This is a genomic window from Mycobacterium intracellulare ATCC 13950 (assembly GCF_000277125.1).
GTDB classification, from domain to species: domain Bacteria; phylum Actinomycetota; class Actinomycetes; order Mycobacteriales; family Mycobacteriaceae; genus Mycobacterium; species Mycobacterium intracellulare.
In genome coordinates this window covers 1,768,117-1,784,616 of sequence record NC_016946.1, presented here as the reverse complement: position 1 = coordinate 1,784,616, position 16,500 = coordinate 1,768,117, and the positions used below count along the sequence as shown (strand labels likewise).

8 protein-coding genes are annotated in these 16,500 nt (G+C 69.1%); 2 read left to right on the top strand and 6 right to left on the bottom strand.

Features of this window, described 5'->3' with window-relative positions; translation table 11 throughout:
* Positions 1-14 precede the first annotated feature (14 nt).
* The 5 genes from OCU_RS33500 to OCU_RS33480 form a co-directional block, all read right to left on the bottom strand.
* Entirely contained in the window at positions 15-1,349 is a 1,335-nt protein-coding gene (locus OCU_RS33500; RefSeq protein ID WP_009957517.1) for a dipeptidase, read from the bottom strand.
* A gap of 99 nt (positions 1,350-1,448) precedes the next feature.
* The gene (acpS, locus tag OCU_RS33495) at positions 1,449-1,841 is read right to left on the bottom strand and encodes a holo-ACP synthase AcpS (RefSeq protein ID WP_014379649.1); all 393 of its coding nucleotides are present in this window, start codon (positions 1,839-1,841) and stop codon (positions 1,449-1,451) included.
* A 9-nt stretch (positions 1,842-1,850) separates the two neighbouring features.
* Positions 1,851-11,105, bottom strand: a complete 9,255-nt coding sequence (locus OCU_RS33490; RefSeq protein WP_014379648.1) for a type I polyketide synthase — start codon at positions 11,103-11,105, stop codon at positions 1,851-1,853.
* Positions 11,106-11,656: 551 nt separating this feature from the next.
* Positions 11,657-12,379: a DUF1906 domain-containing protein gene (locus OCU_RS33485; protein WP_009957520.1), complete on the bottom strand. Its 723-nt coding sequence runs from the start codon at positions 12,377-12,379 to the stop codon at positions 11,657-11,659.
* Between the two features lie 49 nt (positions 12,380-12,428).
* On the bottom strand, positions 12,429-12,869 hold the full coding sequence (locus OCU_RS33480) for a hypothetical protein (RefSeq protein WP_014379646.1): 441 nt from the start codon (positions 12,867-12,869) through the stop codon (positions 12,429-12,431).
* A gap of 87 nt (positions 12,870-12,956) precedes the next feature.
* On the opposite strand from OCU_RS33480, the gene OCU_RS33475 reads away from it, so the two are divergent.
* On the top strand, positions 12,957-13,796 hold the full coding sequence (locus OCU_RS33475) for a helix-turn-helix domain-containing protein (protein WP_080587923.1): 840 nt from the start codon (positions 12,957-12,959) through the stop codon (positions 13,794-13,796).
* An 81-nt stretch (positions 13,797-13,877) separates the two neighbouring features.
* On the top strand, positions 13,878-15,023 hold the full coding sequence (locus OCU_RS33470; RefSeq protein WP_009957524.1) for an aromatic ring-hydroxylating oxygenase subunit alpha: 1,146 nt from the start codon (positions 13,878-13,880) through the stop codon (positions 15,021-15,023).
* Here OCU_RS33470 and OCU_RS33465 read toward each other — a convergent pair.
* Complete coding sequence (locus tag OCU_RS33465) at positions 15,012-16,367, bottom strand: lipocalin-like domain-containing protein (RefSeq protein WP_014379644.1); 1,356 nt, start codon at positions 16,365-16,367, stop codon at positions 15,012-15,014. The genes OCU_RS33470 and OCU_RS33465 overlap by 12 nt on opposite strands.
* Between the last annotated feature and the right edge of the window lie 133 nt (positions 16,368-16,500).

Here is a 16,500-nt window from a genome sequence, read left to right as displayed (position 1 = left end):
GCTCAGCCGCGCTCTCAGGCCAGATTGGCCAGCAGCAGCGCCTCGCTGATCGCGGCGCGTTCCAGCACCCCCAGGTGCAGGCTCTCGTTGATGCTGTGCGCCTGGGTACCCGGGTCTTCCACGCCGGTGACGAGGATCTTTGCCTGCGGGAAGGCGGCGGCGAATTCCGCGATGAACGGGATGGAGCCGCCCATGCCCATGTCGATGGGCTCGGCCCCCCACGCCCGCCGGAACGCCGCGCGGGCCGCGTCGTAGACGTCGCCGCTGGCCTCGATGGCGTAGGGCTCGCCGAGGTCGCCGCGGGTGACGCTGACGTGGGCGCCCCACGGTGCGTGGCTTTGCAAATGGGCGGTCAGGGCGTCCAGGTGCGCGGCGGCGTCGCCGCCGGGAGCCACCCGCATGCTGATCTTGGCCCGCGCCCGCGGGATCAGCGTGTTCGACGCCTTCTCGATGGGGGTGGTGTCGATGCCGATCACCGTGATCGCGGGTTTGGCCCACAGCCGTTGCGGCACCGAGCCCGACCCGATCTCGGACACGCCGTCGAGCAGGCCGGAGTCGGTGCGGACCCGCTCGGCCGGGTAGTCGGGGTAGTTCAGCGCGGCGGTGTCGGTTTCGTGCAGGCCCGCCACGGCCACGTTGCCGTCGTCGTCGTGCAGGCTGGCCAGCAACCGCACCAGGACGCTGAGCGCGTCGGGCACCACCCCGCCCCACAGGCCGGAGTGCAGCCCGTGGTCGAGCGTGGCGACCTCGACCACGCAGTCGACCAGACCCCGCAGCGACACCGTCAGCGCCGGGGTGTCGGCGCTCCAGTTGTCCGAGTCGGCGATGACGATCACGTCGGCGGCCAACGTGTCGCGGTGGGCCGCAAGCAATCGGGCGAGCGAGGGCGAACCGGATTCCTCTTCGCCCTCGACGAACACCGTCACGCCGACGGGCGGCCGGCCGCCATGTGCCCGAAAGGCCGCCAAATGCGTTGCGATACCGGCCTTGTCGTCGGCGCTGCCGCGGCCGTAGAGCCGCCCGTCACGTTCGGTGGGCTCGAACGGCGGCGACGTCCACTGGCCGCGGTCGCCCTCGGGCTGCACGTCGTGATGGGCATACAGCAGCACGGTCGGCGCGCCGGGCGGCGCGGGATGGCGCGCGATGACCGCGGGCGCTCCCCCCTCGCTAACGATCTGCACGTCGCCGAAACCGGCCTGTGACAACAGATCTGCCACCGCCTGGGCGCTGCGGTGCACCTCGGAGCGTCGGCCGGGATCGGCCCACACCGATTCGATGCGCACCAGGTCTTCCAGGTCGCGCCGCACCGACGGGAGCACCTCGCGGACGCGGTCAACCAGATCGCTCATGTCTTCCTCCTACGCACGCGCCGTCGAGCGTGGGGGCTAGGTACGAAGACCGGCGTGAATTCGCCCAGAGGACCCACACTCAAAGACAGAGGGAGGAGCCTACGTCGTCTCCAGGATCGCCACGGCGGCAGCGATGTCCCCCTCGTGCGTCAACGACACGTGAATGATTACATCGGCCAGGTGTTTGGCGATGTCGCCGCTCAACCGCACCCGCGGCCGCCCCCACATATCGGTGACCACCTCGATGTCGCGGTGGATGTCCTCGGGCAGCACGGGCCGCTGCGCGAAGCGAGACCCTGACCATGCCTTGATCACCGCCTCCTTGGCCGCCCACCGAGCCGCCAGGTGACGCGCCGCCGACGAACTCTTGTCCGAGGCGTCGCGGCGCTCACCCGGGGTGAACGTCTCGGCGAAGACAGTGCCCGGCTGGTCGACCTGCTCGGCGAAATCCGGGATGGAGACGAGATCGATGCCTACTCCGACGATCGCCACGCACCGACCCTAGCCGACGTAAAGATCGTCTTCGCCGAGGCGGGCGTCGGCGTTGAGCAACATCGCCGCCTCCTGACGCTTCTCCGGCTCGTCGTGGTTGAACCGCCGGTCGGCCGGCTTCTCATACATCGGACGCCCGCCGGCGATCGCGGAGGCCAGCCGACGCTGACCGGCCAGCAGGCGCTGCTCGGCCCGCTTGCGGTAGCCGTCCCGATCGGCCGGGTCCAGCGCGGCGATGAACGCCTGCGGGTGCACCAGCGCGATCAGACCCGACACGTGGCCGAAGCCGAGGCTGGTCACCAGACCGGCCTTGAGCGGGAACTTGCCGCGCAGGTCCAAAGCCTCACGCACCCAGACGAAGTGACCGGCGGTGGCCAGCTCGTCGTCGACGCAATCCAGGCTGCGGTTGGGCGGGATGACGCCGTCACGCAGCATCTGGCACAGGCCCATCAGCTGGAACGCTGCCGCGCCACCCTTGCTGTGACCGGTGAGGGTCTTCTGGCTCACCACGAACAGCGGGTTGCCGGGCGACCGGCCCATCGAGTCGGCCAACCGCTCGTGCAGCTCGGTCTCGTTGGGGTCGTTGGCCAGCGTCGAGGTGTCGTGCTTGGACACGACCGCGATGTCGTCGGCTCCCACGCCCAGCTTGGCCAGCGAGCGGGCCAGCTGCGAGTCCTTGCCACCGCGGCCGGCGCCGAGGCCTCCGAGCCCGGGCGCCGGGATCGAGGTGTGCACACCGTCGGCGAAGCTCTGTGCGTAGCCGACCACGGCCAGCACCGGCAATCCCATCTTGGCCGCCAGCGCACCGTTGGCCAGCAGGATGGTGCCACCGCCCTGGGCTTCCAGGAACCCGAGGCGGCGCCGGTCGTTGGCGCGCGAGAACTTCGAATCGCTGATGCCCTTGGCCCGCATCATCTCGGTGTCGGCGGTGGCCGCCATGTCACCGAAGCCGATGATGGCCTCCAGGGTCAGGTCGTCGAACCCACCGGCGACCACGAATTCGGCCTTGCCGAGCCGGATCTTGTCCACGCCCTCCTCGACCGACACCGCGACCGTCGCGCAGGCCGCGACCGGGTGCACCATCGCGCCGTAACCACCGACGTAGGACTGCATGACGTGGGCCGCAACGACATTCGGCAGGACCTCCTGCAGGATGTCGTTCGGCTTGGCCCGGCCCAGCAGGTTGCCGTGGTACATGGTCTGCATCGAGGTCATGCCGCCCATGCCGGTGCCCTGCGTGGAGGCCACCAGGCTGGGGTGCACCCAGCGCAGCAGCTCGGTCGGGGTGAAGCCCGAGGACAGGAACGCGTCCACGGTCGCCACGATGTTCCACAGCGCCACCCGGTCAATGGAATTGGCCATGTCCGGGGTGATGCCCCACACCGTCGGGTCGAACCCGGTGGGGATCTGCGCGCCGACCGTCCGCGACAGCTTGGTCTTCCTCGGAACGCGGATCTCGGTGCCCGCCTTGCGGATCACCTCCCAGTCGCTGGAGTCCGGCACCGGCCGGGCCACGGTGTGCTCGGGATCGAACTCGACGAACGCACGCGCGTCGGCCTCGCTGGACACCACGAACGAGAAGTCCTTGTCGAGGAACACACTGACCAGAAGCGGTGAGGCGTGATCGGGATCGATCGCACCGTCGTCGACGAATTCGCGGATGCCGCACCGCTCGACCACGGCGTCGTGGTAGCGATCGACCAGCTCCGACTCATCGACCAAGTCGCCGGATTCGGTGTCGTACCAACCGGGTTGGGGATCGTCCTCCCACTTGACCAGTCCGGTGGTCCAGGCCAGCTCGAGCACACCGGCCGCCGACAGCTCGCCGGCCACCTCCATCTCGAAGCGGGTCCGCGACGAACCGTACGGCCCGAGTTCCGCGCCGCCGACGATGACCACCAGGTCGTTGAGGTCGACGTCGAGGTCCGCCCATTCGGGGGGCGGCGCGGGGCTGTAGCCGCGCGGCGGGGACGGCAAGGCGGCGATGCTGCCTTCGGCCTCGGGCGCCTCGGGGTCGTCGTCCTCGCCCGAGGCGGATCGCTCGCGGGCCTTGGCGGCCAGCTCGGCCATGTCGAGGTTGGCCTCCCCGAGTCCACCGGTCAGGTCGGCCTTGATCGGCTCTGCGGCGGCCGCCACCTTCGACTCGATGTCGCAGAGGGCCAACAGCATTGCCGCCATCTCGTCCGTCGAGTACGTGGTGACGCCGGCCTCCTCGACCGCATCGACGATGGCGTCGTTGTGGCCCATCAGCCCGGTGCCGCGGGTCCAGCCGATCAGCGCGTGCGCCAGGCTGACCCTTGCCGCCCACGAGGATTCGGCGTGCCAACGACTCACCAACGCGTCGAGCGCCGACTTGGCCTCACCGTAGGCGCCGTCACCGCCGAACATTCCGCGGTTGGGTGAACCGGGCAGCACGACGTGCAGCCGCGACGCGATGTCGCGCTCGGCACCGATCTTCGACAGCCCGCCGATCAACCGCTGCACCGCCCACAGCAGCACCTTCATCTCCATCTCGGAGCGGGAGCCAGCCTCCGACAGGTCGCCGACGACGCGCGGCGCCGCGAACGGGAACAGCAGCGTCGGGGTCTGCGCGTCCTTGATGTGAATCGACTGCGGCCCAAGGCTTTCGGACTGCTCGGTGCCGACCCACTCGACCAGGGCGTCGATATCGGAGTAGGAGGCCATGTTGGCCGCGACCACCCACAGCGCCGCGCCGTAACGAGCGTGGTCGCGATACAGGCCCCGGTAGAACGCCAGCCGCTCGTCGTCGAGCTTCGACGTTGTGGCGATGACCGTGGCGCCGCCGTCGAGCAGTCGCGCGACGACCGACGCCGCGATCGAGCCCTTGGAGGCCCCCGTCACCACGGCGACTTCGTGTGCGTAGGGGCCGGGATCCGGATTCTCGGCGCCGGCCGCGATCCGGCCGAACAGCGACGCGTGGATCTGCCGGCCCGCGGCCAGGGCCTTGCCCTGCCACCAGGTGGCCTGGGTGGCCACGACATGGCCTGCGCCCTCGAACCTTTCGGACAGCTCCACCCACCGGGCGTCGATGTCGCCCTCGTCGGTCAGCCACAGCTTGACCAGGTCCTCGCGGGCGCTGGCCCACCGGTCGTCGAACAGCACCGCCTTCTTCGGCTCGAACACGGGCGCGACCAGGCGTGGCCAGTCCGCGCCGAGTTCGGCGGTCACCAGGTCGATCAGCTCGGCATCGGTGGCCGCCGGCGACGCGCTGACCGGGTCGTCGAGGCCCAGCTGGTTCAGCACCAGGCGGGCCGCCGACGCCAGCACGCCGTCGCGTCCGGTGATCTGGGCGGTGAATTCGCCCAGCGCGGCCGCGTCGATGGTCGCACCGCCACCGCCACCGCCCGACGACGGCAGCGCGACCGAGATGCCGTGGCGCGCGGCGACGGACGCGACCGCGGCGTCGATGGCCTTGTCGACGGCGGCGGCGTCGGCCAGGGCCCCCTCGTGCAGATGACCCATGGCGCCACCGCGGACGCTGGTGCCCTCGCGGGTTCCCAGCGCGACTTCGACCGTGACGTGCTTGGCCCAACCCTCGCCCAGCTCCCAGGTCTTCTTGACCCGCTCGGCGATGGCGGCGGGCCGCTTGCCCGACGGCCCCAGCACCGTGCGCAGCTGGTCGTTGATCGCGTCGGAAAGCACTGGGCCGTAAGGCTTGTAGGTGCGCGCCAGCTTGGTCACCTGGGCGCGCAGCCCGGCCAGGTCGGCTTCGGCGGCGCCGTCGATGGCGCCGAGGTTCAGCTCCGAACCCAGGTCCACCAGCAGCTGGTTGCGCCGCGATGAGGCACCGTCGGTGATGGATTCGATGGAGTCCAGCTCCTCGATCTGGTCGATGCGCATCTTGGCCGACAACGCGATCAACGCCAACGTCGCGTCGGCGGCGTCGAATCCGATGTCGTCGGGGCGCGGGCCCGATGCGGCGGCCGCCGGTGCGGGGGCGGCCGGGGCGGCCTCCACCGGCGAACCGGATGCCTCCGGCGCCTCGACCGCGACCTCGTCGACCTCGGGCTCCGGCTCGGGATCGGTGTCGGTCGCGAACAGCACCGCGGCGTCGCGCTCGGCGTTGAGCACTTCGACTGTGCTGTGGGCATATTCGGGGAGCTTGAGCGTGTTGGTGGCCAGCCCGGCGACGGTCGGCGCGGACTTCACGCCGATCTCGACGAACCGCTCCACACCCAGGCCGCCGGCGGCCTCCTCGGTGAACAGCAGGTCCTGGGTCTCGATCCAGCGCACCGGGCTGGCGAACTGCCAGGCCAGCAGCTCGATCAGGACGGTGCGCGCCATCTCGATGCGACGCTCGGCGAGCCAGGTGTCGTAGTCGGCGAGGATGGGGTCGAGCGGCTCGGCCGGCACCAGGTCGCGGATCTCCTGGATGAAGTCGCGGTCCAGGGTGAACGGGCGGGGCACCAGGTTGGGGATGTAGCGCCCGATGATGACGTCGGGATCCTTGTCGCGCGGCATGACCCGGTCGAGGGAGCGCCGGAACTCCGCGACGCCCACCCGCAACACCCGCGAGTGGAACGGCACGTCGATGCCCGGCACCAGGATGAACGAGCGCTTGCCGCCGGTGATCTCGCGACGCCGCTCCACCTCGGCCTCCAGCGCCTCGAGCCCGCGGACCGTGCCGGCGATCGCATACTGTGAGCCGCGCAGGTTGAAGTTGACGATCTCGAGGAATTCGCCTGTGCTCTCGGCGATTCCCGCGACGAACCCCGGGACCTCGTCATCGGGGAGGTCGATCTGCGACGGCCGGATCGCCGCCAGCCGGTAGTTGGACCGGCCCAGCTCGTCGCGGGGCACGATGTCGTGCATCTTCGATCCACGGTGAAACACCGTCTCCAGCAACGCTTCCAGCTCATAGATGCCGGTCACGCACGCCAGCGCCGTGTACTCGCCGACGGAGTGCCCGCAGGCGATCGCGTCTTCGACGAAGGCGCCCTGCTCGCGCATCTCGGCGACCTGCGCCGCCGCCACCGTGGCCATCGCGACCTGGGTGAACTGCGTCAGGTACAGCACCCCCTCGGGGTGGTTGTAGGGCACCCCGCTGGCGATGATGCTGGTCGGGTTGTCGCGCACCACGTGCAACACCGAGAAGCCGAGTGTGTCGCGGGTGAACTTGTCCGCCTTGTCCCACACCTTGCGGGCGGCCTTGGACCGGGCGCGGACGTCCATGCCCATGCCCTTGTGCTGAATTCCCTGACCGGGGAACGCGTAGACGGTGTGCGGGGCCGCCAGGCGTGCCGTCGCTGACATCACCAGGTCCGATCCAACCTTGGCGGTGACCTCCAAAACCTCTGCGCCCTGGTCGATTCCGACGCGGTCGACGCGGAAGGCGACCTCGTCACCGGGCCGCACCATGCCCAGGAAGCGCGCGGTCCAGCCGATCAGTCGCGCCGGCGGGCGGGCCTGGCCGTCGGTGGCGGTCACCGCGTGCTGGGCGGCGGCCGACAGCCACATGCCGTGCACGATGGGCGATTCCAGCCCGGCCAGCAGCGCGGCGGCCCGGTCGGTGTGGATGGGGTTGTGGTCGCCCGACACCACCGCGAACGGTCGCATGTCGACGGGCGCGGTGGTGGTGACGTCGCGGCGGCGCCGACGCGGAGTGTCGGTGGCGTTTTCGGAGACCGCGCCGCCGGCGCGCACCGGGTCGGCGAGTTCTGCGGCACCGGTGCGTCCGAGGATCGCAAAGCGCTCGTCGAGGGTCGCGATCACCTCACCGTCGGCGCCGGCGATGGTGACCGAGACGGGAACGACGCGCCCCATGTCGGTGTCGGCGGCCGCCAAAGCCGTTGCGGTGATCGTCAATTGGGCCGGGTTCTTCGGCAGCGCGCCGACCATGTGCGCGGCGTGGTCGAGATGCACCAGGCTCAGCAGCCCCTCCACCACCGGGATGCCGGTGTCGGTGACCGCCGAACCGATTGCGGAGAAGACCGCGGGCCAGCACGGGCCGACCAGGGCGTCGGGCACGGTGGTGAGGCTGGGCGCCAACGGCTCCCCGAAGGTGGCCGTGACACCGGTGTGGTCGGCGACGCGCTCGGGGTCCCAGTCCACCGTGACGGTGGCCGTTCCGTCGGTGACCGGGGGCATGAACTCCGGCCCGTCGACGCCGGCGGCGATCGCCAGCACCGACCGCATGGCCGTGGCGGCGTCGTCGGTGGAGACCACCGGCGTCGCGCCGTCAACGGTGTTGGGGGGCAAGGTGAACGGGATCTCGACCCAGACCCCTGACACCGGGACGCTGAGGACGACGCGGTCGCCTTCGACCTGCAGCCGCGCCCCGGTCGACGAGTGCGTGGCGCGGCGGCTTTCGGGTCCTTCGGAGTCTCCGTGCACCAGCCACTCGGAGGGGTCGGCGATCCGGTGGACCGGGTTGATCGCGGTGCGGCCGGCCCACTGCACGTCCGGGGCGTCCAGCACGACGGCCAACGGCCCGGTCACATCCGCGCGGCCGGTGCGGCGCGACGTGACGGCCGTCGGCTCGATCCCGGCGGCCAGCGCCTCGTCGACGGCCGCCTGCTCGAAGCGGTCCAGCAGTTCACCGACGGGTTCGTCCATTCGGGTGATCCCCGCGACGGCCGCGGTGCCCGGAATGATGCACACCTGGTCGGCGTCGTAGCGGGCATCGTGGGCCTGCCACAGCGAGTCGCTGCGCCACCAGCGCCGCACATCCTTGTCGATGACCGGCACGAAGTTGACCGGCTTGCCCACCGTCTTGCACAGGGTGACGAAGAACGGAACGTCGGCCGGGTGCAGTTGGACGGTCTCGGCGTCGGGGTAGCGCTCGAGCAGCAGATCGATCGCCGCCCCGGGGTTCTCCAGCAGGGCCTCGTCGTTGAAGAGCGTCTCGATGGGGCCGAAATCCTTTGGGTGCAAACGCGCTTCGGCGCGCTGCAACATCTGCTGGAAACGGTCGCGCCAGGTGTCGGCCAGCCACGGGCTGCCCGGTGAGGCGGTGTCGGCGGTGGAATCGCCGTCCCCGATGGCCAGCTCGACGTAGCGCTGCAGCCACTGCAGGTAGGTCATCTCGCCGGCGTCGCCGAAGTACGGCTTGGCGGTGGTGGCCATCGCCGCGATGATCTCGTCGCGGCGCTGAGCCACGGCGTCGGCGTCACCGGCGACCTCGTCGAGCAGCCGTCCGCACCGCGAGGCGCTGTTGTCGATCTCGTGAATGTCCGCGCCGAGCTGGCTGCGGCTGGATGCCATGCCACCGGAGGCTTTCCCGGCGCCGATCCACTGGTCGGTGCCCTGGGTTTCCACCAGCATCCGCTTGACCGACGGCGAGGTCGTGGCCTCCTTGGCCGCCATCGCCGCGGTGCCGACCAGGATGCCGTCGATCGGCATCAGCGGGAAGCCGTAGGCCTGCGCCCAGCGCCCGGACAGGTAGTCGGCCGCCCGCTCGGGCGTGCCGATGCCGCCGCCGACGCAGACGGTGATGTTGGAGCGCGACCGCAGTTCCGAGTAGGTCGCCAGCAGCAGGTCGTCGAGGTCTTCCCAGGAGTGGTGGCCGCCGGCGCGGCCGCCCTCGATGTGCGCGATCACCGGTTTGGTGGACACCTCGGTGGCGATGCGGATGACCGAGCGGATCTGCTCGACGGTGCCGGGCTTGAAGACGACGTGACTGATGCCGACGTCGCCCAGCTCCTCGATCAGCTCGACGGCTTCCTCGAGCTCGGGGATGCCGGCGCTGATGACCAGCCCGTCGATGGCCGCACCGGACTGACGCGCCTTCTGCACCAACCGCTTTCCACCGACCTGCAGCTTCCACAGGTAGGGGTCGAGGAACAGCGCGTTGAACTGGTAGGTGCGACCGTCCTCCAGCAGCCCGGAGAGCTCGTCGATCCGGTTGGCGAAGACCTCCTCGGTGACCTGCCCGCCTCCGGCGAGCTCGGCCCAGTGGCCGGCGTTGGCCGCGGCGGCCACGATCTTGGCGTCGACCGTGGTCGGGGTCATGCCCGCGAGCAGAATCGGCGAACGGCCGGTCAGGCGGGTGAACTTGGTCGAGAGTTTGACCCGGCCGTCGGGCAGGCGAACCAGCGTCGGCGCGTAGCTCGACCAGGCCCGCGCCACCTCGGGGACGGCGCCGACGGTGAAGAGGTTGCGCTGACCCCCGCGGGTGGCGGCGGGCACGATGCCCACCCCCAGGCCGCGGATCACCGGTGCGGTCAGCCGGGTCAGGATGTCACCGGGACCCAGGTCCAGGATCCACCGGGCGCCGGCGTCGTTGACGCGGGTGATCTCCTGCACCCAGTCGACCGGGCGCACCAGGATGGATTCCGTCAGTTCCCGGGCCAGGGCGACGTCCAGGCCCACCTTCTCGGCCCAGGCGCCGACGATGTCGATGCCGTCGGCCAGGCGGGGGGTGTGGAAGCCCACCTCGACCTGCACCGGATCGAACACCGGCGAGAAGACGTCGCCGCCGCGCAGCTTGTTCTTCCGGTCGGCCTCTTCCTTCTCCGAGATCTGCTGGCAGTAGAGCTCGAAGCGGGACAGCTGTTCGGGGGTGCCGGTGATGACGACCGAACGGCGGCCGTTGCGGATGGACAGCACGGGCGGCAGGACGGTCCGCACGTCCTGCGCGAACTCGTCGAGCAGCCGGCTGATGCGCTCGGGGTCCGCATTGGTGACCGACACCATCGGCGGCCGGTCGCCCAGCACGGAGATCCCGCGGCGACGGGCCACCAGCGTCCCGGCCGCGCCGATCAGCTGGGCCAACGCCAGCAGCTCGACGTCGCGAGCGCCCCCGCCCTTGAGCGCCTCGACGGCGAGCACGCCCTGGGAATGCCCGGCGACGGCCACCGGCGGCGTCGCGCTCAGATCCATGCCTTGCCGCGCCAGCGCGCGCACGGCCGCGATCTGGGTGAGCAGCACGCCCGGGATCGATACCGCGGCCGAGGTCAGGTGCTTGTTCGACGGGATCGGGTCCTCGGCGGCCAGCGCGCGGACCCACGTCAGCGGCTCGAAGCCGATGGGACGCACCACGACCAGCTCTTTTGCCACCGGCTCGAGGAGCAGTTCGACCTCACCGACCAGCCCCGCCAGATCCGATTCGATGCCGGCCGACGACACCAGTTCTTCGAGGGTCTCCAGCCAGGCGCTGCCCTGGCCACCGAACGCCACGGCGTAGGGCTCACCGGCCGTCAGGCGGTCGACAAGAGCGTGGGTGTCCCCGGCTGGGTGCTTGCCTCCCTGCGGGCCCTGCCCGTCGCGCTCGGCGGACACCCGGTCATGCTCGTGGATTGTCACCTTCTCTGTCTCCCCTGGTATGCGTCTTTACGTCTCGGTTCGTATGGGCGGTCACCACCAGAGGGTGGGCACTCGCCGGTGCTCCTCGATGCGGCGTGGTTCAGCGTCGAATCACAGCCGGGAAACGGCGGCCGGTGCGTTGTCGGCGACCGCCCGGATGGCGCTGAGCGGTGCGACGGACTTCATCGGCTGTACTAAGAGTGTCATAAGATTCCACCCCCGTTTTGCGTGGTGATCGGTTACTGGCGAGTTCTACGCATGGGTAACCGTGTCCTGGGTAACACGGGGTTTGACCGGCGGCGCGGACGCGATTCCCAAACCTGCTGCATGCAGGTGGTTACGGTCGAGTAGCTATAACTGCGCAGATCAAAGCAGTTTTGTTATCGAATCGTTATATAAATTTTTGGGGCCGCGGAGCGCCGTCTGAGCGGCATCACCGATGCCGACCGCCGGGCGGGCACACTGAGCCGGCGCGAAAATGAGCGAACGAGTGTTTGCTGGGCTTTCTAAGAGTCCGCGTCCCGGTCGGACCGGACGACGATGTGGGGCCGCTAGGCCCACTGCCCGAATTGGGGCTTGAGGATCTCGTTGATGTCCACGCCCACCCCGCCGACGCTGCGTTTGTCGATCTCAACCTGGTGCAAGTGGGCGGCGGGATGGGCATACCCCTTGGGCGAGCCCCAGTTGTGCTGCCAGAAGTAAGAGCCCAAACCGTCGTGCAGTGCCCAGTCGATGGTCTTCGAATTGGCGTACACGCCTGTGCGCTGATGGCCGATGACCGACTCCCACGACCGCAGGTACGGCGCGATCTGGCTCTTGTACTGCTCGTAGGAGGGGTCGTCGTCGATCGAGGCATAGATGGGCGCCGTGGCGGGGCCGCCGGCCGCGGCGTGGAGCTGCATTCCGCGTTGCGCGTGCTGCAGGCCGGCGTTGGCGCCGCCCAGCCAGTCCGCGGTGTTGCCCTTGCCGTACTGGTAGCAGGAGACGATCTTGAGTCCGTTGCTGTGGAGGTCGCGCGCTTCGGCGACCTGGATCGGCTTGCCGAGCATCCACTTCCCGCCGGGCCGTCGGTCCGAGACGTACCGGATCGATCCCACGGCGCCCGCGGCGCGGATCTCGCTGGCCGGAATGACCCCGGCCGCGTAGTCCAGCAGGGTGCCCAGCGACGCCGAGGCCGGCGCGGCATCCAACGACGCACCCGCGGCGCCCAGACCCAGCAGGGCGGGCGCCGCGGCCGCGTATTTGAACAGGTCGCGCCGCGAAACCGATGACACAAGCCACAGGGTACGACACAAACCCCATGTGACACATTGGTCACACTGATCACATGTGCGTCACGGTGCCGCATCGGCGCTGCAGCGCGCCCGCCGCGCCCAACATCGCGTAGGGGCCGGTCACCGCCATGAGGCTCAGCAGCGAGCGGACCCTGGGGTCGCCGCGCTTGAGATGTCTCAGCTCCAGCAGGGCGTTGATGTTGTCCAGCGTGTCGACCATCAGGCCGATGTATTGCCAGCGCCGCCGGTTGGGTTCGTCGCTGCCGAGATAACCGATGCCCAGGGCCAGGGCCCGGGCCCCGAAAATGCGGATCAGATACTTGAGCTCCGTGGACAGCATGTGATCGGGCACCCCGTTCATGCGAGTCTGGGACGCCGGGTAGGCAAACGCCGTGGCGCCCAACAGGATCCGACCGACGGCGGCGGCGGCGAACGCGCGGCGCAGGCCCGCGGGCTGCGGCGGTGAGGCTGGTTTCGTTGTTGTGGTCATGCATGCAGTCTTCGCCGCGCAGGTAAGTAGGTCGATTACCTTCGAGGTAGTGGTTTAGCTCCACGCAACGGCGTTAGGTTCTTCAGGATGCCTGGGAGTACAGCGGGTCTGGCGGTGCGCGAGTGGCGCACCCGTCGGCGATTGAGCCAGATGGAACTCGCGCATCAGCTAGGTGTGTCGCCCCGCCACCTCAGTTTTGTCGAGACCGGCCGGGCCAATCCCAGCCGCGCGTTGTTGCTGCGCATCGGCGAGTCCCTGGACCTGCCGCTGGCCGCGCGCAACCGACTGCTGCTCGACGGCGGCTACGCACCGATGTTCGGCGAGCACACCCTGGACGCCGAACGCATGAGGCCGGTGAAGGCGGCCGTCGACTCGGTACTGGCCGGCCACGCCCCGTACCCGGCCATCGTCACCGATGCCTGCTGGAACCTGATAGCGGGCAATGCGGGGTGCGTCGTGCTCGCCGAAGGGGTCGACGCCGAACTGCTGCGCCCACCGATCAACGTCATGAGGTTGTGCCTGCACCCGCGGGGATTGGCGCAGCGGTTGCTCAACCGCGCCGAGGTGCACGCCGCCATCCTGGGCCGGGTTCGCCGGCACGCGCAGGCCACCGCGGCCCCGGACATCCGCCGTCTTTACGAGGAGCTCTCGAGTTATCCGGTGCCCAAGGGCGGCGACCGCGGCGAGCGGACCGGCGAGCTCTACGTGCCGTTTCAGATGCTCACGCTGGACGGCACCGAGCTCCGATTCGTCAGCATCATCGCCACCTTCGGCAGTCCGCTCGACATCTCCGTGGAAAGCCTGATCATCGAGTCGTTCTTTCCCGCGGACCCGGCGACCGGCGACTACCTGCGCGGTCTCGACGGTGATCGGAGGCTGCGCGCGATCGCTCAGCCGCACCCGCAGTTGCTTCCCTACATCGGCTAGCGTCAGCGCGTGGACCTTAATTTATTATCACTATAAAGTTAGTAGAGTTACCGCGAGCGCTTGACTGCCACCGGAGTTCAGATGGAACGCGACCAGCTCATCGACCTGACCCGCCGCGCCTTGAAGTTGGCGCGCGACAAGACAACAGACCTCGCGCCGAGCGAGCACCGGGTCGAGGCGCGGGACTACACCAGTCCCGAACGCCACGACCTCGACCGGGCCATGCTGCTGGCCAGCCCGCAGTTGGTCGGCTACGTGTCCGAACTTCCCGCCCCGGGGGCGTATTGCACCAAGACGGTGATGGGTCGCTCCATCCTGTTGACCCGGACTGCCGATGGATCGGTGAAGGCGTTCGACAACGTGTGCCTGCATCGGCAGTCGCAGGTGGTCACGGGATGCGGCACCGCCAAACGGTTCACCTGTCCCTACCACGCGTGGACGTACGACAACACCGGGCGGTTGGTGGGCCTGCCGGGGCGTGAGGGTTTCCCGGACATGACGCTGCGCTCCGACGGCCTGGCCGAACTCCCGGCCACCGAGTTCGCCGGATTCCTCTGGGTCTCACTGGATCCCGGTACGGCGCTGGACGTGGCCGCGCACCTGGGACCGCTGGCCGACGAACTCGATTCCTGGGGCATCGGGCGCTGGTCGCCGTTGGGCGAGAAGGTGCTCGACACCCCGATCAACTGGAAGCTGGCGATCGACACCTTCGCCGAGAACTACCACTTCGCCACCGTCCACCAGCAGACGTTCGCCACCATCGCGCGCAGCAACTGCACGGTGTTCGACTCCTTCGGCCCGCACCACCGGCTGATCTTTCCGCTCAACACCATTCTGGAGCTCGACGAGCTGCCCGAGGAACAGTGGAATCCGTTCCACAACATGGTCGTGATCTACGCGCTGTTCCCCAACATCGTGCTGTCGGTGACGATCGCCAACGGCGAACTGTTCCGCGTCTACCCCGGTGATCAGCCGGGCCGCTCGATCACCGTGCACCAGAACGCCACACCGCAGGACCTGTCCGACGAATCGGTGGCCGCCGGCGCTCAGGCCGTCTTCGAATACGCGCACGCCACCGTGCGCGACGAGGACTACCGGTTGGTGCAGGGGCTCCAGGCCAACCTCGAGTCGGGCGCCCGCGACCACCTGGTGTTCGGCCGCAACGAGCCGGGGCTGCAGCACCGACACATCACGTGGGCGCAGGCGCTGGCGAGTTCAGCTCGCTGACTCATCGGCCGACAGCACCGCGACCAGATCGTCCAGAAGCGTTGCCAGCGCACCGGTTTGAGAGGGGCGCACCGCGGTCAGCAGTTCGACCGCCTCGCCCCGACGCCCGGCGGCCACCAACGGCACCAGACGATCCGCTGTTGTCTGCAGGTCGGGGTCGGACGGTTCGATGTTCGCGACGGTGGTGGTGAGCACCTCGACCAGCTCCCAATCCCGATACAAGGCGAGCGATCGTTCGTTGAAGGCGAACGCGGTCACCGGCTGCCCGCCCAGCATCCCGCGGTAACGGTAGGGCCCCTCCATGTATTCGATCGGCAGGCCATGCGCGGGCGCCGGCACCACCGGCTCACCGACGATGTCGAGTCCCAGTGTGGGACAGGTGATCCGGTGACGGTCGGGCATGTACCGCGCCGGGGCAAGCGGGCGCACCAGGGGCCGCACCGTCTCCGGCCACCGGACGTAGCTGCTGATCGTGACCTCGATGTCTTCGGCGCATTGCGGCGACGTGGCGGGATCGGGGTAGCTCGTGGTGACGCCGGTGAAGGGCTGCAGGACATTGCCGTTCGTCCGGTCGAACTGCCGCCACATGCTCAAGTCGACGCCGTTGTCGAAGTTGATGGTGCGCCATTCGTGCGACCGGGCCCGCGGATCCCCCGCCGTTCCCCCGCCGCCGGCGTATTTTGGAAACCATTGCCGATCGACATGGCCACTGTTGCCGGAGACCTGGTGGATCTCCTCGCCCCAGCACAGGGTGCCGGTCATCGCCATACCGGTCTGGAAGTAGGAGTAGGTGTCGTCTTGGCCGAAGCAGACGATCTTGCCGTTGTAGGTCGAGGCGCCCACCGGAGTCGGTGCGCGCGTGGGGGTTACGGCCAGGTCCAGCCGCATCCGCCGGCCGGAATGGTCCTCCCCCACCAGGCTGACGCGGTAGGTGTAGGGCAGTAGACCCCCGTCGCCGTTGCGGCACGTGGTCCAGGACGCGGTGCCCGCACCGCCGGCGTAGCTGATGTCGAGATAACCCGTGGCCAGCTCCAGCTTGCGGGGCGCCCCCGGTTCGAGGTTGGCCGGCGGCATGTCGTAATCCGTGTACGTGCCGTAATCGCCGGTGTCGAGGTCGAAGAGCGCCATCGTGTAGAAATCGGCGACGATCGTCCCGCCGGGCCGGTTCTTGTTGAAAATCGTCAGGAAGGCAAAGGACCGGTCTGTCTCGGCGGCGTCCAGCTGGCCAGCGATGAACCAGGTGTCCGACTCCTGGTCGGGGTGTTCGCCTTCGGCGGCGGGAAACTCGAGCTGGCCGTCGCCGGGCACCAACTGGAATGGGTAACTGCGCCAGTCGCTCTTCATATCGCGCCCGCCTCGACATCGTCGCTGATGATCCGCTCGCGGCTTCCCGCCTCGCTCTTTCTTCGCTATGTTAGCGTCAATAGCGAATTACGGTCACGGTCGTACTGCACCCACCGCTGCCTCGAGGAGGCGC